37 protein-coding genes and 1 tRNA gene are annotated in these 25490 nt (G+C 32.2%); 33 read left to right on the top strand and 5 right to left on the bottom strand.

From position 1 onward, the window contains the following. Positions 1–16: 16 nt before the first annotated feature. The gene (purM, locus tag CAMP5121_RS04765; RefSeq protein WP_070255708.1) at positions 17–1006 is read right to left on the bottom strand and encodes a phosphoribosylformylglycinamidine cyclo-ligase; all 990 of its coding nucleotides are present in this window, start codon (positions 1004–1006) and stop codon (positions 17–19) included. A 58-nt stretch (positions 1007–1064) separates the two neighbouring features. Between purM and coaE the strand changes: the two genes are divergently transcribed. The 3 genes from coaE to CAMP5121_RS04750 are packed head-to-tail and all read left to right on the top strand — an operon-like array spanning position 1065 to position 3086. Beyond that, positions 1065–1658, top strand: coding sequence for a dephospho-CoA kinase (gene coaE / locus CAMP5121_RS04760; RefSeq protein WP_337214929.1), 594 nt, complete (start codon positions 1065–1067; stop codon positions 1656–1658). Further along, the gene (dapF, locus tag CAMP5121_RS04755) at positions 1655–2404 is read left to right on the top strand and encodes a diaminopimelate epimerase (RefSeq protein WP_263663716.1); all 750 of its coding nucleotides are present in this window, start codon (positions 1655–1657) and stop codon (positions 2402–2404) included. The genes coaE and dapF overlap by 4 nt, the downstream gene beginning before the upstream one ends. Beyond that, complete coding sequence (locus CAMP5121_RS04750) at positions 2379–3086, top strand: glucosaminidase domain-containing protein (protein WP_337214928.1); 708 nt, start codon at positions 2379–2381, stop codon at positions 3084–3086. Before dapF ends, CAMP5121_RS04750 begins: the two co-directional genes overlap by 26 nt. Here the strand turns inward: CAMP5121_RS04750 and CAMP5121_RS04745 are convergent. Beyond that, on the bottom strand, positions 3083–4144 hold the full coding sequence (locus tag CAMP5121_RS04745; RefSeq protein ID WP_337214927.1) for an ATP-binding protein: 1062 nt from the start codon (positions 4142–4144) through the stop codon (positions 3083–3085). The genes CAMP5121_RS04750 and CAMP5121_RS04745 overlap by 4 nt on opposite strands. Positions 4145–4162: 18 nt before the next feature. Further along, positions 4163–4238: transfer RNA gene (locus tag CAMP5121_RS04740), tRNA-Ala, on the bottom strand. 226 nt (positions 4239–4464) lie between these two features. On the opposite strand from CAMP5121_RS04740, the gene rpsJ reads away from it, so the two are divergent. The 30 genes from rpsJ to map all read left to right on the top strand — a co-directional run bounded on the left by rpsJ (position 4465) and on the right by map (position 22753). Further along, complete coding sequence (rpsJ, locus tag CAMP5121_RS04735) at positions 4465–4776, top strand: 30S ribosomal protein S10 (protein WP_012660810.1); 312 nt, start codon at positions 4465–4467, stop codon at positions 4774–4776. Positions 4777–4785: 9 nt separating this feature from the next. Next, a complete protein-coding gene (rplC, locus tag CAMP5121_RS04730) occupies positions 4786–5361 on the top strand; it encodes a 50S ribosomal protein L3 (RefSeq protein WP_012660811.1) in 576 nt (191 codons plus the stop codon). After that, on the top strand, positions 5358–5972 hold the full coding sequence (gene rplD / locus CAMP5121_RS04725) for a 50S ribosomal protein L4 (protein WP_039617137.1): 615 nt from the start codon (positions 5358–5360) through the stop codon (positions 5970–5972). Before rplC ends, rplD begins: the two co-directional genes overlap by 4 nt. A gap of 1 nt (position 5973) precedes the next feature. After that, a complete protein-coding gene (locus CAMP5121_RS04720; RefSeq protein WP_039617139.1) occupies positions 5974–6255 on the top strand; it encodes a 50S ribosomal protein L23 in 282 nt (93 codons plus the stop codon). A gap of 1 nt (position 6256) precedes the next feature. Then, entirely contained in the window at positions 6257–7087 is an 831-nt protein-coding gene (rplB, locus tag CAMP5121_RS04715) for a 50S ribosomal protein L2 (RefSeq protein ID WP_039617141.1), read from the top strand. Between the two features lies 1 nt (position 7088). After that, the gene (gene rpsS, locus CAMP5121_RS04710; RefSeq protein WP_039617142.1) at positions 7089–7370 is read left to right on the top strand and encodes a 30S ribosomal protein S19; all 282 of its coding nucleotides are present in this window, start codon (positions 7089–7091) and stop codon (positions 7368–7370) included. A 9-nt stretch (positions 7371–7379) separates the two neighbouring features. Next, positions 7380–7754, top strand: coding sequence for a 50S ribosomal protein L22 (rplV, locus tag CAMP5121_RS04705; protein WP_039617143.1), 375 nt, complete (start codon positions 7380–7382; stop codon positions 7752–7754). A gap of 1 nt (position 7755) precedes the next feature. Then, the gene (gene rpsC / locus CAMP5121_RS04700) at positions 7756–8457 is read left to right on the top strand and encodes a 30S ribosomal protein S3 (RefSeq protein ID WP_039617145.1); all 702 of its coding nucleotides are present in this window, start codon (positions 7756–7758) and stop codon (positions 8455–8457) included. Positions 8458–8459: 2 nt separating this feature from the next. Beyond that, complete coding sequence (gene rplP / locus CAMP5121_RS04695) at positions 8460–8885, top strand: 50S ribosomal protein L16 (RefSeq protein WP_012660818.1); 426 nt, start codon at positions 8460–8462, stop codon at positions 8883–8885. Beyond that, complete coding sequence (gene rpmC / locus CAMP5121_RS04690) at positions 8872–9057, top strand: 50S ribosomal protein L29 (protein ID WP_337214926.1); 186 nt, start codon at positions 8872–8874, stop codon at positions 9055–9057. Before rplP ends, rpmC begins: the two co-directional genes overlap by 14 nt. Positions 9058–9066: 9 nt before the next feature. Beyond that, positions 9067–9318, top strand: a complete 252-nt coding sequence (gene rpsQ / locus CAMP5121_RS04685) for a 30S ribosomal protein S17 (protein WP_039617148.1) — start codon at positions 9067–9069, stop codon at positions 9316–9318. Beyond that, positions 9318–9686 (top strand): 50S ribosomal protein L14, encoded by a 369-nt coding sequence (gene rplN, locus CAMP5121_RS04680; RefSeq protein ID WP_012660821.1) that lies wholly within the window; start codon positions 9318–9320, stop codon positions 9684–9686. The genes rpsQ and rplN overlap by 1 nt, the downstream gene beginning before the upstream one ends. Continuing rightward, a complete protein-coding gene (rplX, locus tag CAMP5121_RS04675; RefSeq protein WP_012660822.1) occupies positions 9686–9913 on the top strand; it encodes a 50S ribosomal protein L24 in 228 nt (75 codons plus the stop codon). Before rplN ends, rplX begins: the two co-directional genes overlap by 1 nt. A gap of 1 nt (position 9914) precedes the next feature. Then, entirely contained in the window at positions 9915–10460 is a 546-nt protein-coding gene (gene rplE, locus CAMP5121_RS04670) for a 50S ribosomal protein L5 (protein ID WP_012660823.1), read from the top strand. 1 nt (position 10461) lies between these two features. Beyond that, on the top strand, positions 10462–10647 hold the full coding sequence (locus CAMP5121_RS04665; protein WP_012660824.1) for a type Z 30S ribosomal protein S14: 186 nt from the start codon (positions 10462–10464) through the stop codon (positions 10645–10647). Positions 10648–10659: 12 nt separating this feature from the next. Next, positions 10660–11055, top strand: coding sequence for a 30S ribosomal protein S8 (gene rpsH, locus CAMP5121_RS04660; RefSeq protein ID WP_039617152.1), 396 nt, complete (start codon positions 10660–10662; stop codon positions 11053–11055). A 78-nt stretch (positions 11056–11133) separates the two neighbouring features. Then, on the top strand, positions 11134–11670 hold the full coding sequence (gene rplF / locus CAMP5121_RS04655; protein WP_039617154.1) for a 50S ribosomal protein L6: 537 nt from the start codon (positions 11134–11136) through the stop codon (positions 11668–11670). A gap of 9 nt (positions 11671–11679) precedes the next feature. Next, complete coding sequence (gene rplR, locus CAMP5121_RS04650; protein ID WP_039617157.1) at positions 11680–12036, top strand: 50S ribosomal protein L18; 357 nt, start codon at positions 11680–11682, stop codon at positions 12034–12036. Between the two features lie 16 nt (positions 12037–12052). Continuing rightward, positions 12053–12496: a 30S ribosomal protein S5 gene (gene rpsE, locus CAMP5121_RS04645; RefSeq protein ID WP_039617161.1), complete on the top strand. Its 444-nt coding sequence runs from the start codon at positions 12053–12055 to the stop codon at positions 12494–12496. Positions 12497–12499: 3 nt separating this feature from the next. Beyond that, positions 12500–12892, top strand: coding sequence for a 50S ribosomal protein L15 (rplO, locus tag CAMP5121_RS04640; RefSeq protein WP_039617163.1), 393 nt, complete (start codon positions 12500–12502; stop codon positions 12890–12892). Further along, a complete protein-coding gene (gene secY, locus CAMP5121_RS04635) occupies positions 12892–14154 on the top strand; it encodes a preprotein translocase subunit SecY (RefSeq protein ID WP_039667833.1) in 1263 nt (420 codons plus the stop codon). Before rplO ends, secY begins: the two co-directional genes overlap by 1 nt. 41 nt (positions 14155–14195) lie before the next feature. After that, positions 14196–14936 (top strand): glutamate racemase, encoded by a 741-nt coding sequence (murI, locus tag CAMP5121_RS04630; RefSeq protein ID WP_337214925.1) that lies wholly within the window; start codon positions 14196–14198, stop codon positions 14934–14936. A gap of 114 nt (positions 14937–15050) precedes the next feature. Then, the gene (locus CAMP5121_RS04625) at positions 15051–16082 is read left to right on the top strand and encodes a type II asparaginase (RefSeq protein ID WP_256374651.1); all 1032 of its coding nucleotides are present in this window, start codon (positions 15051–15053) and stop codon (positions 16080–16082) included. A gap of 83 nt (positions 16083–16165) precedes the next feature. Continuing rightward, complete coding sequence (locus tag CAMP5121_RS04620) at positions 16166–16813, top strand: ferritin family protein (RefSeq protein WP_012660833.1); 648 nt, start codon at positions 16166–16168, stop codon at positions 16811–16813. Between the two features lie 54 nt (positions 16814–16867). Further along, entirely contained in the window at positions 16868–17341 is a 474-nt protein-coding gene (locus CAMP5121_RS04615) for a DNA-deoxyinosine glycosylase (RefSeq protein ID WP_263679246.1), read from the top strand. Next, complete coding sequence (locus CAMP5121_RS04610) at positions 17341–17892, top strand: ribonuclease HII (RefSeq protein ID WP_263679245.1); 552 nt, start codon at positions 17341–17343, stop codon at positions 17890–17892. The genes CAMP5121_RS04615 and CAMP5121_RS04610 overlap by 1 nt, the downstream gene beginning before the upstream one ends. 226 nt (positions 17893–18118) lie before the next feature. Continuing rightward, complete coding sequence (locus CAMP5121_RS04605) at positions 18119–19147, top strand: oxidoreductase (RefSeq protein ID WP_337214924.1); 1029 nt, start codon at positions 18119–18121, stop codon at positions 19145–19147. 98 nt (positions 19148–19245) lie between these two features. Then, positions 19246–20529 (top strand): aromatic amino acid transport family protein, encoded by a 1284-nt coding sequence (locus CAMP5121_RS04600; RefSeq protein WP_442863287.1) that lies wholly within the window; start codon positions 19246–19248, stop codon positions 20527–20529. 11 nt (positions 20530–20540) lie between these two features. Continuing rightward, positions 20541–21908, top strand: coding sequence for an L-serine ammonia-lyase (locus tag CAMP5121_RS04595; RefSeq protein ID WP_066007744.1), 1368 nt, complete (start codon positions 20541–20543; stop codon positions 21906–21908). A gap of 89 nt (positions 21909–21997) precedes the next feature. Continuing rightward, on the top strand, positions 21998–22753 hold the full coding sequence (gene map, locus CAMP5121_RS04590; protein WP_337214922.1) for a type I methionyl aminopeptidase: 756 nt from the start codon (positions 21998–22000) through the stop codon (positions 22751–22753). 16 nt (positions 22754–22769) lie between these two features. On the opposite strand, the gene CAMP5121_RS04585 is transcribed toward map, so the two are convergent. Continuing rightward, positions 22770–24572: a methyl-accepting chemotaxis protein gene (locus tag CAMP5121_RS04585; protein WP_263708690.1), complete on the bottom strand. Its 1803-nt coding sequence runs from the start codon at positions 24570–24572 to the stop codon at positions 22770–22772. Continuing rightward, the gene (locus CAMP5121_RS04580; RefSeq protein WP_442863286.1) at positions 24556–25479 is read right to left on the bottom strand and encodes a cytochrome-c peroxidase; all 924 of its coding nucleotides are present in this window, start codon (positions 25477–25479) and stop codon (positions 24556–24558) included. The genes CAMP5121_RS04585 and CAMP5121_RS04580 overlap by 17 nt, the downstream gene beginning before the upstream one ends. Between the last annotated feature and the right edge of the window lie 11 nt (positions 25480–25490).

Here is a 25490-nt window from a genome sequence, read left to right as displayed (position 1 = left end):
GATGGCTTTTAAGCTATCACTCTAAAACAACCCCTTCATTTAATACAACTTCGCCTATTACATAAGCATCTGAGCTTTCTAAAACTTTTCCTACATTAGATGGATCTACCACCATAACTAAACCCACACCCATATTAAAGCTTCTATACATTTCAGCCTCTTCTACACTTTGGCCTATTTGGTAAAAAATTTCAGGAGTTTTTAGATGATGTTTTCTAATGATAGCACCTATTCCTCTTGGGAAAACTCTAGGTAAATTTTCCACCAATCCACCACCTGTTATATGAGCTAGTGCATTAATGAAAGGTTTTAATTTTAAAAAGTCTTTTACATAAATTCTTGTAGGTTCAAGTAAAATATCGATTAAATTTTTACCCTCTATTTTATCATCAAACTTAAGCTTTTGTGCTTCAAATAGTACTTTTCTAGCTAAAGAATATCCATTAGAATGAAGCCCGCTACTAGGTAGGGCTAGTAAAATATCTCCATTTTTTACAAAATTTCTTCTATCGATTTCATCTTTTTCGGCCATACCCACTGAAAAACCTGCTAAGTCAAAATCATTGCTATGATACATTCCAGGCATTTCAGCGGTTTCTCCGCCTATTAAGGCACAATTTGCTTTTTTACAACCATTAGCAATCCCTGCTACGACTTTTTTAGCTACTTCTACATCTAATTTTGCAGTTGCATAATAGTCTAAAAAAAACAAAGGTGTAGCAAAATTGCAAATTAAATCATTCACACACATTGCTACTAAGTCCTCACCTATGGTGTCAAATTTTTGACTATCAATAGCAAGGCGCAACTTCGTACCCACTCCATCAGTTGCTGCTAACATAACAGGATTTTTAAAACCACTTGGCATAGCAAAAGCACCCGAAAAAGAGCCTATGCCACCTAAAACATTTTCATTAAAAGTTTCTTTTACTAAAGGCTTGATTGCTTCTACAAAAGCATTGCCATTGTCTATACTTACGCCCGCATCTTCATAGCTTATATTCATTTATCTTCCTTTAAGAATTTAAAAGGTATTTTAACTAAAAATGTTTTAAGGCTAAATTATGCAAAATGCTTATTTTGTAACTTCAAGTATAGCAGGTGGAAAGTCAAGCTTTATAAAAATAGTTCAAAATTTGGGTTTTGATACTTTAAGCGCAGATGTGATAGCTCATGAGCTTTTAAATGAAAATGCAAATTCCATAGCTAAGCTTTTTGATAATGATGATTTAATCATAGCAGGAAAAATAGATAGAAAAAAACTCGGAACTATTGTATTTAATGACTTAAATGCTAAAAAAAAGCTAGAAGATTTTTTACATCCTAAAATCAAAGAAGTTATTTTACAAAAAGCTCAAATTTTAGATAAAAAAAACAAGGCTTTTTTTATAGAACTGCCTTTATTTTTTGAAAATAATCACTATCAAAATTTAGGAAAAAGTATATTAATTTATACGCCAAAAGAACTTCTACTTCAAAGACTAATACAAAGAGATAATTTAGATAAAAACGAAGCCTTAAAAAGAATTAATTTACAACTTGATATAGAAGAAAAACTAAAAAAAGCAGATTTTGTGATAAAAAATACCTCAAGTTATGAAAATTTTGAGAAAAATGTGCTAAATTTTTTAAAACACACTTTAAAGGTTGAAAAATGAAATTTTACAAGTACTGTGCTAGCGGGAATGATTTTGTGGTGTTTGCAGATAGTGAAAAAAAAGATCGTAGCGAATTAGCTAAAATTCTTTGTAATCGTTATGAAGGCATAGGCGCTGATGGGCTTATAGTAGTTGTGCCTCATGATAGATATGATTTTGAATGGGAATTTTATAATTGTGATGGGAGCAAGGCAAGTATGTGTGGTAATGGCTCACGCGCAGCAGCTCATTTTGCTCATCATTATTTGAAAAAATCTCAATATTTAAATTTCTTAACCGGTGCAGGACTTATAAAATCTTTTGTTGATGATGATATAGTTGAAATCAAACTTAGCGGGGTAAAGGATATTAAAGAAGCTTTCGAGTATAAAGGTAGAATTTGGCAAGGCTGTAATACTGGTGTTCCGCATATAGTAACCTTTGTTGATGATTTAAACGAATTTGATGTAAATTTATGCAAAGAAGTGCGTAAAAGATACAATGCAAATGTTAACTTTGCTAAAGTAGAAGATGATGAATTTATAAGAGTTAGAACTTATGAACGCGGGGTAGAAGATGAGACTTTAGCTTGTGGTACGGGTATGGGGGCTTGTTTTTATCTAGCGTATTTAAATCAAGAGGTAAAAGATGATATTTTGGTAAAGCCAAAAAGTAATGAAAGTTTGTATTTTAGATTAGAAGAAGATCAAATATTTTTTAGAGGAAAGGTAAAGTGCTGTTTTGAAGCTGATTATAATTTTGCTTAGTAGTGTTTTATTTTTAAAAGCTGAATTTATAGCAGGTTTTGATGAGCAATATTATGCTTTAAGTATAAAAGAAAAGCGTGAGGTTTTTATCAAAAAAATCAATGCTTTATTGGATATTTCTTTTAAAGAGATAGAAAAGGAAAAAGAATTTATAGAATTTTTCTTTAAAGAAGCTATAAAGAATAATTTTAGAAAGCTAAATACTAATTCTGTGCAAAAACTATGGTCTTTGAAGGAAAAATACCGTGTTAAAAATTTATATGATCACAAAGAATACCAAATGCGTGTCCAAAAGGTTCCAAAGTCTTTAGCTATAGCTCAAGCTATTATTGAAAGTGCAACTGGTACAAGTCGTTTTGCTAAAGAGGCAAATAATTTATTTGGAGAATGGACTTGGGGTGAAAAAGGTTTAGTGCCAAAGGAAAGAGGCGAGGGTAAAACTCACAAAATTCGTATATTTGATAGCTTGCAAGAAAGTGTGGATTCGTACTTGCTTAATTTAAATCGCCACGATGCTTATAAGGAATTTAGAGCTTGGCGGTGGGATGCTATAAATCAAAATGAAAAACTTGATGGTAAAGAAGCGGCAAGTCATTTAGAAAAATATTCAGAGATTAAAAGTAATTACACTAAGCTTATTTTATCTATCATCGAGCAATATAAGCTTGATGAGTTAGATTAATTACCCAAGGCCCACTCATCAAAAGGTAAAATCATCACGCGCACCCCCTCAACGAAAAACTCATCTCTTTGTGAAAGCGTGATGATATAAATAGTCGAAAGTGCAAGTTGATTTTTACTAAGGATTTTTTTGACTTTTAAGCTAAGTAAATCTTTATCTTTAAAGGGTGAGCATAAAAATGCATTTTTAAGACTTGGTAAGTAAAAATCAAAATGCTTAGTATAAAAAATTTCTTGTTTAAATTTAAACAACTCACTTAAAATTAAATTTTCAAACAAAGTACTAAAGTCTTTTTGTATGCTTAGAGAATTTTTTAGTGAAAAGTCCCAAAAATATACTTTTTTTAAATTCTTTTCAAGATTTTTTACAAAATACAAAGTGTAGTTTGATTCTAGTTTTTCTATGCTTTTATATAAGGTATCTTTGGAAATTTTTATACTGTTTTTTAGAGTTTTTAATAACTCATTAACGCTAAATTCACTCCCAAGTTCTAAGGCAATTTGTTTGAGTATAGTAAGTTCTAATGGGGTATAAAAGCTTTTTAAGTATGATGAGTTTGTGTTAAAATTGTGATTTAAAATCACATTGCGCCCTGTGTGTAAAAAATAACTTACCATGGTTTTGGTATCAGCATATTTTTTATTTAAGCTTAAAAATTCTTCAAAGTCTAAATAATCTAAATGAAGTTCTTCAAACTGATCTAAGCAAAAATTACTATCACAAACGCTTATTATGATTTGCAAATTAAGATGTTTTAAACTAGCAAAGTCAAAATCATGAGTAAAGTTACAAAGTGCTAAAAATTTAATTTGCGGATTATAAGTTAAAAATGAATTTAAATTTATTAAAGCACTTGCTTGAAATTTTAAATCATCACAATCAATAAAAAGTATATTTTCTGCTTTATACAAAGATAAAAAATTTAAGATCAAATTTTTCTTACCACTTGCAAAACCACCTTTTATAATGATGTTTTTATGGGTTTGGATTTGAATTTTTCTTTCATCAAATTTTTGAAATTTTGGGTAATTATCGTAAAAAAATTGTAGTGATTTCATAAATTTCTTTATACTAAATGGTGGAGCATAGCGGGTTCGAACCGCTGACCCCAACGCTGCCAGCGTTGTGCTCTCCCAGCTGAGCTAATGCCCCTTTAGATTTTGAAATCATACTATATCTTTTCTTAGATTTTCTTAATGCATAAAAAATCTGATAAATTTTATAAAATTTAATTTTTATCCTTTTGAAAAGGAAAATAATTAAAAAAAATATATAAATTTCTTGACATAGCAAAGTATGTTTTTATATAATCTCAACATCATTTTATATGGTGGTTAGATTCTTATGGGTCTAACGAGTTCTTTACAAAGGAAAAAATATGGAAAGAATCAGGCTTAAGCTAAAAGCTTATGACCACAGAGTTCTAGATCGCACAGTTGCAGCAATTGTAGAAGCTGTTAAAAGAACAGGTGCTGACATCAGAGGTCCAGTGCCAATGCCTACAAAAATCAAAAGATACACAGTTTTGAAATCTCCACACATCAATAAAGATTCACGCGAACAATTTGAGATGAGAATTCATGCTCGTATGCTTGATATTGTAGCAGCTACTCCAGATACAGTAGATTCACTCACTAAGCTTGACTTGGCTCCAGAAGTCAATGTTGAAGTAAGAGCTATGGGTAAATAAGGATAGAATATGGAATACATTGTAGAAAAAATTGGTATGAGTAGAACAATCAGCACACCAAGCATTCCTGTAACCTTACTTAAACTTGTTCAAACTAAAGTATGTGAAGTAGAAAATGGAAAAGCTTTGGTTGCTTATGTAAAAGGCAAAGCAAATAATAAATGCATTGCAGGTCAGCAAAAAAAATACAATCTTTCAGCTGAATATAATAGATTTGCTTCTTTAGAAGTAGCAAACACAGAAGCAGGCGATATTGATCTTAATCCTTTAAAAGAAGCTTCTATCTTAAAAGTAAGCTTTAATTCTAAAGGTAGAGGTTATAGTGGGGTTGTTAAAAGACACGGATTTGCCGGAGGTCCTGCAAGTCACGGTTCAAGATTCCACAGACGTCACGGATCAATCGGTAACCGCGAATGGCCAGGTCGTGTTCAACCAGGTATGAAAATGGCAGGTCATTATGGTAATGTAAAAGTTACTGTTAAAAATGAAGTAGTTTCATTTGATGAAGAAAATGGCATCTTAGTAGTAAAAGGTGCGGTACCAGGATTTAATGGTGCTATGGGTAAAATAAGGATTGCAAAATGAGTAAAGTAACTGTTTTAAATGATAAATTTGAAAAAGCTAGTGAACTCGATCTTCCAGCAAAATATGCAGAAGTTAATCCTCACAACCTTTATTTATATGTAAAATCTTATCTTGCTAGCCTTAGAGCAAACACAGCTCATACTAAAGGTAGAAGCGATGTAAGCGGTGGTGGTAAAAAACCATGGAGACAAAAAGGTCGTGGTGGTGCAAGAGCAGGTTCAACAAGAACGAATGTTTGGGTTGGTGGTGCTGTAGCATTTGGTCCTACAAACAATCGTAACTATTTCCAAAAAGTTAATAAAAAACAAAAACGCTTAGCGCTTGAAAGAGCATTGGCTGATAAAGCACAAAACAATGCATTATTCTCAGTAGATAGTTTAAGCATTGAAAGCGGTAAAACAAAAGATGCAAATGCAGTTATTAAAAAGCTTGGTTTAAAAGATGCTTTAATTGTAAAAGATTTACTAGATGAAAAAACACTTCTTGCTTTTAGAAACTTAGCAAATTGCTATGTAGTTGATATTAGCGAAGTAAATGCTTATTTAGTATCTGTATTTAATGCTGTTATCATTGAAAAAGCAGCGCTTGAATCTATCGTAAAAGAGGGTTAAAATGGCAGATATTACTGATATAAAAACAATACTTTACACTGAAAAAAGCTTAAACCTTCAAGAGCAAGGTGTTGTAGTTATTCAAACTTCTCCAAAAATGACTAAAAATGGTCTAAAAGAAGTTTTAAGAGAATATTTTGGTGTAACTCCAGTAAGAATTAATTCTTTAAAAATGGATGGAAAAGTAAAGCGTTTTAGAGGTCGTGAAGGTCAAAGAAATAGCTTTAAAAAATTCTATGTTAAGCTACCAGAGGGTGTGAGCTTAGAAAGTTCGGAGGCATAAGATGGCAATTAAAACTTATAAACCATATACTCCAAGTAGAAGATACATCACAGGTGTAAGCTCTGATGATATCACAGCAAAAGCTAGTGTGCGTTCATTACTTGTAAAACTTCCAGCTCATGCAGGTCGTAACAATAATGGTAGAATCACAAGCCGTCATAAAGAAGCAGGTGCTAAAAAACTTTACAGAATTATAGATTTTAAAAGAAGAAAATTTGGTATTGAAGGTAAAGTTGAAGCAATCGAGTACGATCCATACAGAAATTGTCGTATTGCATTAATCTCTTATAGAGATGGTGAAAAAAGATACATCTTACAACCAAAAGGTTTAAGTGTTGGCGATGTTGTTTGTGCTGCTGAAAGCGGACTTGACATTAAACCAGGTAATGCAATGAAATTAAGAAATATCCCAGTGGGTACTATCGTACACAATATCGAGTTAAAACCAGGCAAAGGCGGTCAAATGATCCGTTCAGCAGGTGCTTATGCTCAATTAATGGGTAAAGAAGAAAAATACGTTATCTTAAGACTTGCAAGTGGTGAAATGAGACAAGTTTTAGCTGAATGTATGGCAAGTATCGGTGAAGTTGGTAATGAAGAATGGTCAAATGTGACTATCGGTAAAGCTGGTAGAAATCGCCATAGAGGTATTCGTCCTCAAACAAGAGGTTCTGCGATGAACCCAGTTGATCACCCGCACGGTGGGGGTGAAGGTAAGAAAAATTCAGGCCGTCATCCAGTTACTCCATGGGGTAAACCAACTAAAGGTGCTAAAACTCGCCGTAAAAAAGCTAGCGATAAGCTAATAATTTCAAGAAGAAAAGGAAAGTAAGATGGCTAGGTCACTAAAAAAAGGTCCTTTTGTTGATGACCATGTAATGAAAAAAGTCATCGCTGCTAAAAAAGCTAACGATGGTAAGCCAATTAAAACTTGGTCTAGACGCAGCACTATTATACCTGATATGATAGGTTTAACTTTTAATGTTCATAATGGAAAAAGCTTTATCCCAGTATATGTTACTGAAAATCATATCGGTTACAAATTAGGTGAATTTGCACCTACTAGAACATTCAAGGGTCACAAAGGCTCTGTTCAGAAAAAAATAGGTAAGTAAGGGAGATTTATGAGTAGAGCGTTAATTAAATTCATAAGATTATCTCCAACTAAAGCGAGATTGATTGCTAGAGAAGTTCAAGGTATGAATGCAGAGCTTGCATTAGCTAGTTTGAAATTTATGCCAAACAAAGGTGCTAAATTTATAGCAAATGCTATTTCAAGTGCTGTAGCAAATGGCGGATTTGAAGCAAATGAAGTTGTTGTTTCAAGTTGTCGTGTTGATGCTGGTGCGGTTTTAAAAAGATTTAGACCAAGAGCTAGAGGAAGTGCTAGTCGTATTAGAAAGCCAACTTCACACATTTTGGTAGAAGTTAGTAAAGTAGAAGCAAGTGCTGAAAAAACTACAAAAGCTAAAAAAGCATCAGTGAAAAAGGAAAGCTAATATGGGACAAAAAGTAAATCCGATTGGTTTAAGACTAGGAATTAATAGAAATTGGGAATCAAGATGGTTTCCTACAAAAGCTAATTTAGCAGAAAATATTGGTGAAGATTATAAAATCAGAACTTTCTTAAAAAGAAAACTTTATTATGCAGGAATTAGCCAAATTCTTGTAGAAAGAACAGCGAAAAAATTAAGAGTAACTGTTGTAGCTGCAAGACCAGGGATTATTATTGGTAAAAAAGGTAGTGATGTTGATATTTTAAGAAAAGAACTTCAAGATTTAATCAAAAAAGAAGTTAATATCAATATCAAAGAAGAAAGAAAAGCAGGTGCTTCAGCTCAGCTTGCAGCTGAAAGTGTTGCTACTCAACTTGAAAAAAGAATTGCTTTTAGAAGAGCAATGAAAAAAGTAATTCAAGGAGCGCAAAAAGCAGGTGCTAAAGGGATTAAAGTTTCAGTTTCAGGCCGTTTAGGTGGTGCTGAAATGGCAAGAACTGAATGGTACTTAGAAGGTCGTGTTCCACTTCACACTTTAAGAGCAAAAATCGATTATGGTTTTGCAGAAGCACATACTACTTATGGAAACATAGGTATTAAAGTATGGATCTTCAAAGGTGAAGTTTTACAAAAGGGTGTTCAACCTGAAAAAACCGAAGAAAACGCTCCAGCTAAAAAAACTAGAAGAGCAAGAAGAGGTAAATAATCATGTTAATGCCAAAAAGAACAAAATATCGTAAAATGATGAAAGGGCGTAACAGAGGTTATGCCAACAGAGGGACTGAATTTACTTTTGGTGATTTTGCCCTAAAAGCAACTGAAGCTGGCCGTATTAATTCACGTCAAATCGAAGCAGCTCGTATTGCTTTAACTCGTTTTGTAAAAAGACAAGGTAAAACTTGGATTAGAGTTTTCCCAGATAAACCTCTAACTAAAAAACCTTTAGAAACTCGTATGGGTAAAGGTAAAGGTGCAGTTGAGGAATGGGTAATGAACATTAAACCAGGTCGTATCATTTATGAAATGGCAGGGGTTAATGAAGAAATGGCAAGACAAGCTTTAACTTTAGCGATGCACAAGTTGCCATTTAAAACTAAGTTTGTTACAAGAGAGAGCCAAAATGAAATATATTGAGATTAAAGATAAAACAGCAGGTGAGCTTGCAACAATGCTAAAAGAAAAAAAGGTGCTTTTATTTACTTTAAGACAAAAGCTAAAAACAATGCAGCTAACTAATCCTAAAGAGATTAGCGAAGTTAAAAAAGACATCGCTAGAATCAATACTGCAATTAGCGCTTTAAAATAAGGATAGAAAATGGCATTTAAAAGAGAAATTCAAGGCGTTGTTGTTCAAATTGCTGGAGATAAAACAGCAACAATTTTGGTTGAAAGAAAAGTGGTTCACCCAAAATACAGAAAAATCGTAAAACGCTTTAAAAAATATTTAATTCATGATGAAAGAAATGAACTTAAAGTGGGAAATACTGTAGTTGCTATTGAATGTAGACCACTTTCTAAGAGAAAATCATTTCGCTTAAAAACTATAGTATCAGCAGGAGTTGAGTAATGATTCAAAGTTTTACTAGGCTTGCAGTTGCTGATAATAGCGGTGCAAAAGAATTAATGTGTATTAAGGTTTTAGGTGGTAGTAAAAGAAGATACGCTACTGTTGGTGATGTAATCGTTGCATCTGTAAAAAAAGCTCTACCAAATGGTAAAGTTAAAAAAGGTCAAGTAGTAAAAGCAGTTATCGTTAGAACTAAAAAAGAAATTCATAGAGATAATGGTTCTTTAATTCGTTTTGATGAAAATGCGGCAGTTATTCTTGATGCTAAAAGAGAGCCTATCGGAACGCGTATTTTTGGACCAGTAGGTCGTGAAGTAAGATATGGTGGCTTTATGAAAATTGTTTCACTAGCACCGGAGGTGTTGTAATGAAATTAAAAATTAAAAAGAATGATATGGTAAAAGTTATCGCAGGCGATGACAAAGGCAAAACAGGTAAAGTTTTAGCAGTATTTCCTAAAACAAATAAAGTAATTGTTGAGGGTTGCAAAATCGCTAAAAAAGCTGTTAAGCCAAGTGATAAAAATCCAAACGGCGGTTTTATCAATAAAGAAATGCCAATGGATATTTCAAATGTAGCAAAGGCAGGAGAATAAGATGATGAGATTAAAAGAAAAATATACTCAAAATATCAAACCTGCTTTAGTAAAAGAATTTGATATCAAAAATCCTATGCTTATTCCTTTTATTGAAAAAGTTGTAATCAGCGTAGGTGCTGGGGAATTAGCAAAAGATCAAAAAGTATTACAAAATGTTGCAGATACTATTTCATTGATCGCTGGACAAAAAGCAGTTATCACAAAAGCTAAAAAATCAGTTGCTGGTTTTAAAGTGAGAGAAGGCTTCCCAGTAGGTGTAATGGTAACATTAAGAAAAGACAATATGTATGCTTTCTTAGATAAGCTTATTACTATAGCTCTTCCTCGTGTTAAAGACTTTAGAGGTCTTCCAAGAGATGGTTTTGATGGAAGAGGAAACTATAACTTTGGTTTAGATGAGCAGTTAATGTTCCCAGAAGTTGAATATGATAAAATCTTAAGAACTCATGGTATGAACATTTCTATCGTTACAACAGCAAAATCAGATAAAGAGGCACAAAAATTATTAGAATTATTTGGCGTGCCATTTGCAAAAGGAAAGTAATATGGCTAAAAAATCAATGATTGCAAAAGCTGCCCGCAAACCTAAATTTAGCGTTAGAGGGTATACTAGATGCCAAATTTGTGGAAGACCACATTCAGTTTATAGAGATTTTGGAATTTGTAGAGTTTGCTTAAGAAAAATGGCAAATGAAGGTTTAATTCCTGGTCTTAAAAAAGCAAGTTGGTAAGAGGAAAGAACCATGATAAATGATTTAATTTCAGATTCACTAACAAGAATTAGAAATGCAGGGATGAGAAGATTAGAAACTACTCAACTTTTGCATTCTAAAGTTATCGAAGCTTTACTTGGAATTTTCCAAGCTAAAGGCTATATTGAAAGCTTTAATGTTATTGAAGAGGATAAAAAGAAATTCATCAATGTAGTTTTAAAATACGATGAAAAAGGTAAAAGTGTAATTAACGAAGTTAAGCGTATTTCTAAACCTGGTCGTCGTGTTTATAAAGGCAAAGATGAGATCAAAAGATTTAAAAACGGTTATGGTACTATCGTAGTAAGCACTTCAAAAGGTGTTTTAGCTAACGACGAAGCTTACAAAGCAGGCGTTGGCGGCGAAGTTTTATGTACTATTTGGTAAGAGTTTCTACTTTTTATGGTATTCGGTATCCATTCTTATAAAGTAGTCATATCGTAGACAAGTAAAAAGGAAAAATGAATGTCTCGTATAGGTAAACAACCAGTTGCTATTCCAAGTGGAGTAGAAGTAAAATTAGAAGGTAACTTGCTAAAATTCAAAAAAGGAAATTTAGCAAAAGAGCTTGATACAAAAGCAAATGTTAATGTTGAGATTAAAGAAGGACAAATTCTTTTCTCTCCTAAAGGTGAAGATAGACAAAGTAGAGCTTATTGGGGAACTTATAGAGCTTTAGCTCAAAACATCATCATCGGCTTAACTGATGGTTTTAGCAAAACTTTAGAAATCAACGGTGTTGGTTATAAAGCTGCATTAAAAGGTAAAGTTCTTGAACTTGCTTTAGGTTTTTCTCATCCTATCAACTATGCTATTCCAGAAGGCATAGAAATTACTGTTGATAAAAACAATGTTATTATCAAAGGTAGTGATAAACAAGTGGTAGGTCAAGTTGCTGCTCAAATTCGTGAATTTAGACCACCTGAGCCTTACAAAGGAAAAGGTGTTAAATATTCAGATGAGCGTATTATCCGCAAAGCTGGTAAGACATCTAAGAAGTAAGGATAGAATATGAGAGCAAATGTATTAAAAAGAAAAATATCTTTAAGAATTAAAAGAAAAAAAAGAATTAGAGCAAAAATTTCAGGAACACAAGCTCTTCCAAGAGTTTCTGTTTTCAAATCAAACAGAACTTTATATATCCAAGCTATCGATGATGTTAAAGCAGTAACTTTAGCAGCAGTAGATGGAAGAAAAATTGGTGTTAAAGCAAATAAAGAAGGCGCTAAAAAAATAGCAGCTGAATTTGCAAAAGTTTTAAAAGCTAAAAACATAGAAGAAGCAGTGTTTGATAGAAATGGTTATTTATACCATGGTGTGATTGCAGCTTTAGCTGAAGCACTAAGAGAAAACGGAATCAAACTATAACCCAAAAGGAAGATCGATGGAAAAATATAATAGAGAAGAATTTGAAGAAGTAATCGTCGATATCGGCAGGGTTACTAAGGTTGTTAAAGGTGGTAGAAGATTTAGATTTACTGCTTTAGTTATCGTTGGAAATAGAAAAGGTTTAGTTGGTGTGGGCTATGGAAAAGCTAAAGAAGTTCCAGATGCTATAAGAAAAGCAGTTGATGATGCTTTTAAAAACATTGTTGAAGTTAAAACAAAAGGTTCAACTATCCCTCATGATGTAGAAGTAAAATACAACGCAAGTAGAATTTTACTTAAACCAGCAAGCGAAGGTACAGGGGTTATTGCAGGTGGTTCAACACGTCCTATCGTGGAACTTGCAGGTATTAAAGACATTTTAACTAAGTCTTTAGGTTCAAATAATTCAGCAAATGTTGTGCGTGCTACTATCAAAGCACTTACAATGCTTAAAGGATAATCAATGAATTTAACAAAAGCACCAGGTTCAACACATAAAACCAAAAGAATAGGCCGTGGTCAAGGTAGTGGTATGGGTAAAACTTCTACTAAAGGTGGAAAAGGCCAAACTGCTAGAAAAGGTTATAATGAAAAAAGAGGTTTTGAAGGGGGTCAACAACCACTTCAAAGACGTTTACCAAAGGTAGGCTTTACTTCTAAATTTGAAAAACCTTATGTGATTAATGTTGAAAAAATCACAGCAATCAAAGAGCTTAGCGAAATTACATTTGAAACAATCAATAGCATTCATAAGCTTTCAAAAAATGTAAATAAAGTTAAGCTTATTGGAGCAAGCGCTAAAGATCTTGCTAGTAAAATTAAAGACGAGAAGATTACTTTTAGCGGACAAAAATAATGAATAAAACATTGACAAATAAAATTCTCATAACATTGGCTTTTTTATTCGCTTATAGAATATTAGCTTATGTTCCAGTTCCGGGGGTTAATGTCAGTGTTATCAAGGAATTTTTTGATTCTAATGCATCTAATGCATTAGGCTTGTTTAATATGTTTAGTGGGGGTGCTGCTGAAAGACTTAGCATCATCTCTCTAGGCATTATGCCTTATATTACTGCTTCGATTATTATGGAGCTTTTAGCGGCAACTTTTCCTAATATAGGAAAAATGAAAAAAGAACGCGATGGTATGCAAAAATATATGCAAATTATCCGTTATGCTACTATAGCTATCACTTTGATACAAAGTATAGGCGTTTCTATAGGCTTACAAAGTCTTCATGGAAAAGCAGGTCAATCAGCCATTATGATTGATATGAATACTTTTATCGCACTTTCTGCTGTTTCTATGCTTGCAGGTACCATGCTTTTGATGTGGATAGGTGAGCAAATCACTCAACGCGGTATAGGAAATGGTATTTCTTTAATTATCTTTGGTGGTATTGTTTCTACAATTCCAGGTGCAATTAGTGGAACAGTAAATTTGGTAAATACAGGTGAGATGAATTTCTTGACTATCATTGCCATTTTAGTTGTAATTTTACTTACTATTTGGGCTATTATAGTAGTAGAACTTGGAGAAAGAAGAATTCCTATTTCTTACTCAAGAAAAGTAATCATGCAAAATCAAAACAAACGCATTATGAACTATATACCTATTAAGATCAACTTAAGTGGTGTTATTCCTCCTATTTTTGCAAGTGCGATTTTGATGTTTCCAAGTACTATTTTACAAACAAGTACAAATGAATATGTGTTAAAAATTTATGACTTTTTAAATCCAAATGGATTTTTCTTTCATATTTTAACATTCTTGCTTGTTATTTTCTTTGCGTATTTTTATGCATCAATTGTATTTAATGCGAAAGATATAGCTGAAAATCTTAAAAGACAAGGTGGTTTCATACCAGGTATTAGACCAGGTGAAGGAACTGCAAATTATCTTAATGAAGTAGCGTCAAGACTTACCTTGTCAGGTTCTATTTATTTAGGGCTTGTAGCTACATTACCATGGCTTATTGTGAAGTTGTTTGGTGTGCCTTTTTATTTTGGTGGAACTTCTGTTTTGATTGTAGTTCAAGTAGCACTTGATACAATGAGAAAAATTGAAGCCCAAATTTATATGAATAAATACCAAACTTTAAGTGCAGTAGGCTTATAAGAAAGTAGATTTTCTACTTTCTTCCTTTTTAAAGGATTTTGATGAGACTAGGCGTTTTTGATAGCGGTGTAGGCGGGCTTAGTGTTTTAAAATCTTTACTTCAAGCAAAACTTTTTAAAGAATATATTTACTATGGGGATACTGCAAGAGTGCCTTATGGGGTTAAAGATAAAGAAACCATCATTAAATTTTCCCTAGAAGCTTTAGAATTTTTCAAAGAAAAAAAAGTCGATATGCTTATTATTGCGTGCAATACAGTTAGTGCACATGCTTTAGAAATTCTAAAAGCAAATGCACCATTTCCGGTTCTTGGAGTTATAGAAGCAGGAGTTTTAGCGGTTAAAAACTCTTTAGAAGATAAAAACTCTAATATATTAGTCATTGCAACACAAGCTACCGTGGATTCTCACGCTTATAAACAAGCTTTAATTAAAGAAGGTTTTTTAAAAGTGGAAGAAAAAGCAACTGGGCTTTTTGTACCTATGGTTGAAGAAGGGATTTTTCAAGGAGATTTTTTAAAAGCTGCTTTTGAGTATTATTTTAATAAGCTCAAATTTCATCCTAATGCTTTAATCTTAGCATGCACACATTTTCCCTTAATCGCTCATTCTTTGTCAGAATATTTTGGCAAAAACACAAAACTTATTCATTCGGGTGAGGCTATAGCTTTGCAATTACAGCAAGAATTTAACTTAACATCAATCCAAGAAGAAGCTAATATTGAATTTTATGCTTCAAGTGATGTAGAAAAACTAAAAAAAATTGCAAATTTATGGCTTTAAATTAATGGTTATTTACTAAAGTATTTTTATATTTATAATTTATTTTTATTTAAACATAGTTGCATTATAATCTTTATCATTTCTAATGAAAGGACTAACATGAAAAAAATGTTAATGTGTGCAGCTATGGCACTAAGTTTAGGAGCAGGAATTTTGGAAGCAAAACCAAAAGTTGCGATTTTAGCTACAGGTGGAACTATCGCTGGTTCGATTGATAGTTCAGTAGCTACTACAGGTTATACAGCTGGAGTTTTGGGGGTTGATGCTTTGATTAAGGCAGTGCCTCAAATTCAAGATTTAGCAGTAATTAGCGGAGATCAAATTGCTAATATTGATAGCAAAGATATGACAAATGAAATTTGGCTAAAACTTGCTAAAGAAGTTAATAGACTTTTAAAATCTGATGTAGATGGAGTTGTGATTACTCATGGTACTGATACTATGGAAGAAACTGCATATTTCCTAAATTTAACCGTAAAAAGCGACAAGCCTGTTGTTTTGGTTGGTGCAATGCGCCCATCAACTGCAATTAGTGCAGATGGTCCTAAAAATCTTTACAACGCTGTAGCATTAGCAGCAAATCCTCAAGCAAAAAATAAAGGCGTAATGGTGGCTATGAATGATAGAATTCAAAGTGCTAGAGGCGTTATGAAAACTCATAGTTTAAATGTAAATGCATTTAGCTCACCAGATATGGGTGATATGGGTTATATAGTAGATGGAAAAGCATTTTTCTATAATACTAATACAAAATTACACACCAAAAAATCTCCATTTGATGTTAGCAAACTAAAAGAACTACCAAAAGTAGATATTCTTTATAGTTATGCAAATGATGGTAGTGGTGTTGCAGCAAAAGCTTTGTTTGAAAATGGAACCAAAGGTATAGTTGTAGCTGGAACAGGTGCTGGTAGTATTCATGATTATCAAAAAGATGTATTAAAAGAATTGCTTAAAAAGGGTCTTAATGTAGCGGTAAGTTCACGTGTAGTAGCTGGTAGAGTTGCAGTAAGTGATGCTGATGCAAAACTTGGTTTTATTGATACAGGTGATATGAGTCCTCAAAAAGCTAGAGTATTATTAATGCTTGCCCTAACTAAAACAAGCGATCCTAAGAAAATCCAAGAATATTTCTTAAAATACTAAAACCTTTAACACCCAAATGCTAAAATAACATTTGGGTGGATTTTTCAATAAAAATCTTACTTAATTAATCACAAGGATATTAAATGAAACAATATGAAAGTTATAAATGCCAAAAATGTGGCAATGAAGTAGAAGTACAAAATGTAGGTGGTGGAAAGCTTAGTTGCTGTGGTCAAGAAATGGAGTGTATTACTAAAGATTTAACGGCTGTAAATTTAATGAAAGCTTTTGCTGGCGAATCTATGGCAAGAAATAAATATGATTTATTTGCAGATATTGCTCAAGAAGAAGGTTGGCATGCTATTGCAAAACATTTTAGAGAAGCTGCAGAAAACGAAAAATGGCACGCAAGAGCTGAATTTAAAGCTTATCATGAATTAGTAGATGGTAAAGCTTTAGAAGAGACTGCTAAAAATTTAATCTGCGCAGCAGAGGGTGAAAATTATGAGCATACTACTATGTATCCAAATTTTGCAAAAATCGCAGAAGATGAGGGCAAAAGAAATATAGCAAGATTATTTACAGCTATAGGTAAAGTAGAAATTGAACATGAAAGAGAATATCTAGCGCTTAAAAAAATGCTTGAAGAAGAAGATTTCTTTAACTCAGAAGTAGAAGAATTATGGGTTTGTGAAGTTTGTGGGCATATACACCGTGGTAAAAAAGCACCAAATGCCTGTCCTTTGTGTAAAGCTCCAAAAGAATACTTCAAACGCGAATTTTTAGGATAATTTTAAAAACCTTGATAAAAATGATAAAATATTTTATTTTTATCAAGGTTTAATATGCAAATTCTAACTCATCCTTTCAAACCTTTTTTTGATGAAAACTCAAAAGTTTTAATACTAGGTTCTTTTCCATCTATCAAATCAAGAGAAGAAAATTTTTATTATCAACATAGCAAAAATCGTTTTTGGCGTATTTTTGAAATATTATTTGAGTGTGAGTTAAAAACAGTACAAGTTCAAAAAGCTTTTTTAAAAGCAAATCATATAGCACTTTGGGATGTTATAGCAAGTTGTAAGATAAAAAATTCAGATGATAAAACTATTTCTTATGCTAAAGCAAATGATATAAATATGATTTTAGATAAGGCAAATATAGAAAAAATTTGTGTATTAGGTAAAGTTGCAAGTAAATATTTTGCTAAATTTTATCCTGAGCAAGAATTTTTTGAACTCCCTTCAAGCTCTCCTGCTAATATGAATTATTCTTTAGAAAATTTAGTAGAAAAATATAGCATTATAAAGGAAAGATAATGGCTTTAGTTGGAGTAGATGAGGCTGGACGCGGGGCTTTGGCTGGAGATATGCACATAGGAGCTTGCAAGCTTTTAAAAAATATTGATGGTTTGGCTGATTCTAAAAAATTAAGCGCAAAAAAAAGAGAAGAATTATATGAGCAAATTCTTTCTAGCTCAAATTTTTTAATCCTTGCTTTTTCGCCTTTGCAGATTGATACTTTGGGGCTTAGTCAGTGTTTGCAACTAGCTTTAAAAATCATAAAAAAACACTTTAATCAAGATGAGATTTTATATGATGGAAATTTAAATTATGGGGTTTTAGGTATAAAAACCATGATTAAAGCTGATATGAAAGTACAAGAAGTTTCAGCAGCTAGTATATTAGCCAAGGTAAGTCGTGATCAAAAAATGTGTTATTTTTCTAAATTATATAATCATTATGATTTTGATAAACACAAAGGTTATGGTACAAAAGCTCATATAGAAAAAATTAAAGCATTTGGTTATTCGCCCTTGCACCGCAAAAGCTTTATGCTAAAGTGTTTTGAGAAAAGCTTATTCGATTAAAATGTGTGGTTTTTACACTTTTTTATTTTAAATTTTCATTTTCTTTGACAAAAAATAGAAAAATTAACATTTGAAATATTATTATTAAGATAAAAAAATATATTCAAAAAATATTTTTTTGATAATTAATTATTAAAATTTACAATATCAATTAAAAATACAATGTATTTTAAGAAAAATTAATTTTTTTCTATTATAGTAATATAAAAATATTTCAAGGGGTATTATGTCTTTACTTTTAAGTGAGCTAAAGATTGGAAATTTTTATGTAAAAAATCGCATTGTAATGCCCCCTATGGATATGTATGAAACACAAGTTTTAGATGGTAAGATTAATCAATTTCACCTGATACATTATGGAGCCAGAGCTTTGGGTGGTGTTGGGCTTATCATAGTTCAAGCTTGTGCGATTAATGAAAATGCAAAAATAGCTGATAATGATATTGGTCTTTGGGAAGATTTTCAAATTCAAGGACATAAAGAGCTTGTTGAGCTTTGTCATCATTTTGGTGCTAAAGTTGCTATCCAACTAAATCATAGTGGTCGTAAAAATTCATGCAAACAAGCTATATCAAAAGCCCCAAGTAATATCGCTTTTAGTGAAAAATTTTCCAAACTTCATGTTTTAAGTAAAGATGAAATTTTACAAATTGAACAAGAATTTATCCAAAGTGCTAAAAGAGCTAAAGAAGCAGGCTATGATGCGATAGAGCTTCATAGTGCTCATGGGTATTTGCTTAGTTCATTTTTATCTCCTTTATCAAATCAAAGAGATGATGAATATGGTGGTAGTTTTGAAAATAGAGCGCGTCTTTTGTGTGATATCATTAAGCGTATAAAAAAAGAAGTTGATATTACTTTATTTGTAAGAATTTCAGCTACAGAGTGGCAAGAGGGTGGTTGGAATTTAGAAGATAGTAAAAAACTTGCCTTGATTTTAGAAAATTTAGGCGTTGATATGTTAGATATTTCAGCAGGAGGAAATATCAACAAACCTTCTTTAGTGCCAAATATAGCACCACTTTATCAAGCTCCTTATGCTAAGGCTTTAAAAGAAGTTGTTAAAATTCCTATATCTTGTGTGGGTCTTATAAATAGTGCTAGCGAAGGTGAGGCTTTGCTTTTGGGTGAGGTGTGTGATTTAGTTTGTTATGGTAGAAAATTACCAAGAAATCCAAATTTTGCAAATGAAGCCGCAGTTGCTTTAAATGAAAGGGAAAAAATCACGCCAAACTACTCAAGAGCATATTTGTAAAATAATACAAAAAGTTTTTAGGTAAAAGCTTTTTTTATTATTTTTTACAAGGAGAAAATGTGGATAATCTTAAGTGGAATTCTTTTGATACGCGTTGGATGCTTTCTCTTTTTGGGACTGCAGTTGGTGCTGGGATTTTATTTTTACCTATTAAGGCAGGTGTTGGTGGTTTTTGGCCAGTTGTTGTAATGGCTTTGATTATTTTTCCAATGGTGTATTTAAGCCATAGAGCCTTAAGTCGTTTTGTATGTCAAGCAAATGGTAATGATAAAGATATTACTCATGCGGCTGAAGAGTATTTTGGTAGAAAAGTAAGTATTTTTATTTCTGTGCTTTATTTCTTTGCAATTTTCCCAATTTGTTTAGCATATTGTGTAGGTATAACTAATACTTTTGAGAGTTTTATTTATAATCAATTCTTACCACTTTTAGATCCAAATGGTTCTTTCGCAAACGCAATTAGTGCTATGTATCAAACAAGTGTAAATGAGCAAGGAAAAACTATAGCTAATTTACTTCCTTTTTATAGAGCGCTTTTTGCTTTTGTTTTGGTAAGTATTTTTATGCTTATTATGCTTTTTAGTGAAGAATTAATCACTAAAGTATGCGAATGGCTTGTGTATCCTTTATGTGCTATTTTATTTTTATTTTCTTTATATCTTATTCCACAATGGTCATTTGAAAGTTTTAGTGCTATTCCTGGTACGAAAGAATTTATCACTATAGTGTGGCTAACTTTACCAGTTTTAGTGTTTTCGTTTAATCACTCACCGGCTATTTCTACTTTTTCTCTAAGTGTAAAAAGAGAATATCCTGAAAATTCGGTACAAAAAGCAAATCAAATTTTGCTTAGAACCTCTGTAATGTTGCTTGCTTTTGTTATGTTTTTTGTGGTATCTTGTGTGCTTTCTTTAACTCCAGCTGAGCTTGCTGAAGCTAGAGCGCAAAACATACCTGTGCTTTCTTATTTTGCTAATAAGCTTGATAATCCATTTATTTCTTATGGTGGTCCATTAATCGCATTTTTAGCAATTTCTAGTTCATTTTTTGGTCATTATTTTGGTGCTAGAGAAGGTGCTTATGGTATAGTTAGAAAATGCTGCAAATTAGCAGGTAATGAAAACCCTGATTTGAAAAAAATCGCAGTTTATTCTACTTTAGTAATGTATATTGTTATGTTAATTACTGCTTATGTAAATCCAAGTATTTTAGGTTTTATTGAAAGCTTAGGTGGTCCAATTATTGCTGCAATCTTATTCTTAATGCCTATGATTGCAATTTATACTGTATCTAAAATGAAAAAATTCCAAAATAAAGCTTTAGATGCATTTGTATTTATCACAGGTATTTTGACAATTATTACTGTAATTTATACTTTTTAAGGTGTTAGTGAATGAGTAGTAATTTAAGTATATTTAAAGTTGGTGTTGGTCCTTCATCTTCTCACACTTTAGGGCCAATGCTAGCGGGTAATATGTTTTGTGAAAAGATTAAAGATAAAATCACACAAATTACAAAAATTCAAATCAGACTTTATGGCTCTTTATCACTTACTGGTAAAGGCCATTTAAGTGATAAGGCTATTATATGGGGTTTGAGTGGCTTAAGAGCAAAAGAACTCAATGCTGCTTTGCAAGATCGTGTGTTTAATAAAATTTTACAAGATAAAATTTTGGTTTTAAATGCTCAAAAAGAATTAAATTTTGATTATGATAAAGATTTGATTTTTGAAAAAGACTTTTTACCTTTACATGAAAATGGGTTAAAAGTAAGCGCTTATGATGAAAATGGAGAAATCATTGCTGAAGAAATTTATTATTCAGTGGGTGGTGGTTTTGTTATGAGTGAAGCTGAGCTTCAGAAACACAAAGACGGAGCTTGCGAGCAAAAACATACTAAATTAGAACTTGATGTTAATAATGCAAGTGATGCTTTAAAAATTTGTGAAGAAAGATCATGGGATCTAGCAAAACTTTCTTATGAATATGAGCTTCAATTTCACACTAAAGAAGAAATTAGAGCTTATTGTTTAGAAATTTGGGAAGTAATGCAAGAAGTTTATTATAATGGTATTCATCCAAGTTCAGATTTCCTTCCAGGAAATTTGCACTTAAAGCGCCGTGCTAAAGGGCTTAATGAGCGTTTGGCTATGACAAGCGATCCTTTGGGGATTATTGATTTTATTTCTTTATATGCTATTGCTATTGCAGAGGAAAATGCAAGTGGAGCTAGAGTAGTAACTGCTCCAACCAATGGAGCTTGTGCTGTTGTGCCTGCTGTAATGCTTTATCTTAAAAACCATACGGTTGGTTTTAATGATGAAAAGGCTATTAATTTTTTACTAACTGCTATGTTAATAGGTTCTTTTTATAAGAAAAATGCAAGCATAAGTGGTGCTGAAGCTGGCTGTCAAGCTGAAATTGGTAGTGCAAGTTCTATGGCAGCAGGAGCTATGGCCACTGTGATGGGTTTTGATGCAAAGATAGCTTGTAATGCTGCTGAAATTGCGATGGAACACCATTTAGGATTAACTTGCGATCCAGTAAGTGGTTTAGTGCAAATTCCTTGTATAGAAAGAAACGCCTTTGGGGCGATCAAAGCTATTTCAGCTGCTAGAATGGCAATGAGTAGAAAATCAACTCCAAAAGTAAGTCTTGATGAGGTTATAAAAACTATGTATGAAACCGGCAAGGATATGAACTCAAAATACAAAGAAACTTCTTTAGGTGGCCTAGCTACTAATCTTACAAGTGTATGTTAAAACCTTAAGTTTTAAAACTTAAGGTTTTTCCTTAAAGCTTTTAAAAGCGCATAAATGCTAAATTTTTAAAAATTTTAAGGAAAATATAAATGATAGAAATCAAAAAACCAGCAGAGATAGAAAAACTACGCAAGGCAAATGAACTTGTAGCTAGAACGCTTGACTATCTAGAGGGTATTATAGTTCCAGGTATGAGTTTAAAAGAAATTGATATTAAAGCGGAAGAATTTATACTTGATCATGGTGCAAAACCATCTTTTAAAGGTTTGTATGGTTTTCCAGGCAGTATTTGTATCTCGCTTAATCAAGCTTGCATTCATGGTGTGGGTGATGAACGTATTTTAAAAGAAGGCGATATTTTAGGTCTTGATGTAGGTACTTGCATAGATGGATACTATGGGGATGCAGCAAGGACTATACCTATAGGTAAAATTTCAGCTACTGATGAGGCGTTAATTGCTTGTGCTAAAGATGCTTTGTATTATGCTATAGATATTATCAAAGAGGGTATGCGCTTTAAAGAACTTTCTTATGAACTTGGTGAGTTTATTACTAAAAGAGGTTTTGTGCCTTTGAAAGGTTATTGTGGTCATGGTATAGGTAAAAAACCTCACGGTGAGCCTGAAATTCCAAATTATTTAGAACCAGGTGCTAGTGCAAAAAGTGGACCTAAAATCAAAAATGGCATGGTATTTTGCATAGAGCCTATGGTATGTCAAAAAGATGGCACACCAATGCATTTAAAAGGTAATTGGGAAGCAGGAAGCAAAGATGGTTTAAATGCTGCTCATTATGAGCATTGTGTTGCTATTATAAATGGTAAGGCAGATATTTTATCTAAGTAAGAAAGTTTAATCTTTCTTACTCGAATGTTTTTAGTTTTTCTGAAAGTTTAGAAGCATTCTCTAAAACATCTTGTGAAATTTGTGTTAAATCAAGGGAGTAATTTTTAACACAATTTGCAAGCTCAGTTACTTTTTCTATATTTTGCTCTAGCTCATTCATTTTAGCTTTTGATTCATCGCTTTTTTCTTCCATGATTTTAGTAGAATGGATACTTGTTTTTAATTTTTCTATAGAAGTTCCAACCTCACCTTGCAAGATATTAGCTTTATTAGAAGTATCATTCATAGACTGATGAATTCCATCCATCAAGCTTTTATTGTCATTGATTTGTTGTACTATAGTTCTTACGGTTGTTTCTATGGCAACTAAAGATTTTGTAGTTTTATCTGCTAGATTTCTAACTTCATCAGCAACAACAGCAAAGCCACGTCCATGTTCACCAGCACGTGCTGCTTCAATAGCTGCATTTAGCGCAAGCAAATTGGTTTGATCGGCTATGTCTTTTATGGTTGTAGTAACTTCTACTATGCTATCAGCACTTTGTACCAACATATCCATAGCGCTTAAAACACTTTGTTCTTTTTCGCCGCTTAATAATATAAGCTCTACTAATTCTTTAAGTGTAAGCTCAACTTTAGCCATTACTTCTTGCATACCATGCATATCATTTATAGTGTTTTTAGCTAAATTTTGTGTTAAGTCTATATGACTTTCTAAGATAGAACTTATTTCATGGACATTAGAAATTTGCTCATGTTGTAAAAGTGAGCTTTGCTGTAAAACTTCAGCATTTTGAGAAAGCTTTTGTGAGCTTTTGTGGCTTGAATTTGCAGTTTGTATAGCTTCTAAAACCGAATTTTGCACTATTTGTATAAAAGAGTTTATATAGCCAGCACTTGTGGCCAATTCACTTTTTTTATCAATATCTAATCTTGCACTTAAATTCGCATGCTCGCCAGCTAAGTTTGCACTTAGTTTTTCAAGTAAAGATATAGGTATGATTACTTTTTTTAATGTTAAAAGTATGAAGAAAATCAATACAGCTAAGGTGAATAAGAAAATTCCTATAGCGGTGTAAAGATTGTATTTGTTGTTAAGATTAATTTCTTGAGCAATGAAATTTTTATGAGATATGATTTCTTTTTGTAATTCTTGATCAAGAAAACTTTGAGAATTATCTTTTAAAATTTTAATCTGACTTAGTATCATTTTACAATGTGTGCTAAAAAGTTCAAATAATTCTTGTGGAAGCTGTGGATCGTTTGTGTTTAAATTTGCTACTAAACTTTGGAGACGATTTTGTGCTAAAGGTTCTAGTATATCCATAGTTCCTATGATGCTTAATATATCCCCGATAGACTCTATTTGTCTAGCTTCTTGAGCAGTAAGTGCTAGCTTGTTTGTTTGTTTAATGATTTCTTGTTGAATTTCATAAAGATAAAGTTTTGAATTTATAGCAATAGAATTAGCTGATTTAAAATGCTGTAATTGAGCATTTTTTTTCTCAAAAATCGTTTGTATTTTTTTAGTGTCTATTTTATTGGCTTTTAAAATTGCTAAAGTATTTTCAAAATCTTGTATTAAAGCAACACTAGTGTCATAATTTTGCAAATTGAGTTTGTTTTTAAAAATCTCATCTATTTTGGTATCTAGAATTTCTAATTTTTGAAAAGAACCCATGATGAGTGAATTTCTTTTTGTGGTGTTGTAGGTATTAAAGATAAATAATGTCAAAGTTAAAAGTAACACCAAAACCACTATAGACAAAGTGATGAATTGTTTTAAAAAAGAAAAAGATTTTTTATTTGAGTGGGTCATGGTATTCTCCTGTTAAAGAATTTAAAAAAGCAACTATATCATCAACCACATCTTGTTCTAAAAATTTACCAAGTTGATAATACGCCATAAATTGCACACAAGCATCAAGTGTTGGCATGGAGCCATCATGAAAATAAGGAGCAGTTTTGGCTATATTTCTAAGGCTTGGCACTTTTACTACAAATTGATCATGAGGATCTTGGGTAATCTCATAGCGCCCTTTCCAGTTTGTTCCATTATCATAAGGTACAAATACTCCCATTTTTTGATACATATTGCCACCTATATTTTGACCTTGATGGCATGCTATACAACCGTTTGACAAAAAAGCATTGTAACCTCTTTTTGCTTGCTCGCTTATTGCATTTTTATCACCTTTTAAGTAGCGATCAAAAGGAGAATTTGGAGTGAGTAAGGTTTTTTGAAACTCAGCTAAAGCGTGTGTTATATTTTCAAAGTTAATTTCTCCATAAAGTTTTTTAAACTCTTTTTCATAAATTGGGTTAGCTTTTACAATTTGTACTACTTCGCTTTCATCTTTTAAGCCCATTTCTTTGGGATTTAATAAAGGATGTTTGGCTTGATCTTGCAAGTCTTTTGCATTGCCTCTCCAAAATTGAGATAGATTAAAAACAGCATTGAAATTTGTAGGTGTATGAAATGGTTCGTCTATTATGCCATTAATACCTGTTGAAAAAGTTTTATTATCAACTCCAAATTTTGTAATATCATGACAAGTATTACAGGATACTTTTTTATCTTTTGATAAACTTGTATCCATGTAAAGCTTTTTACCTAAGATAGCTTTTTCTTTATCATAGGGAATGCTTTCAGGCAAAGGGGTAATCATTTCAAGTGCTAAAAGTGGTAGTAAAGAAAATATTAAAATAATAAAAGTTTTCATAATCATTTTCCTTT

The organism is Campylobacter sp. 2352 PW (assembly GCF_024723575.1).
In the GTDB taxonomy this organism is placed as follows: Bacteria; Campylobacterota; Campylobacteria; order Campylobacterales; family Campylobacteraceae; genus Campylobacter_D.
The sequence above is the reverse complement of the archived record's forward strand: the minus strand, read 5'-3'. Positions and strand labels throughout refer to the sequence as shown.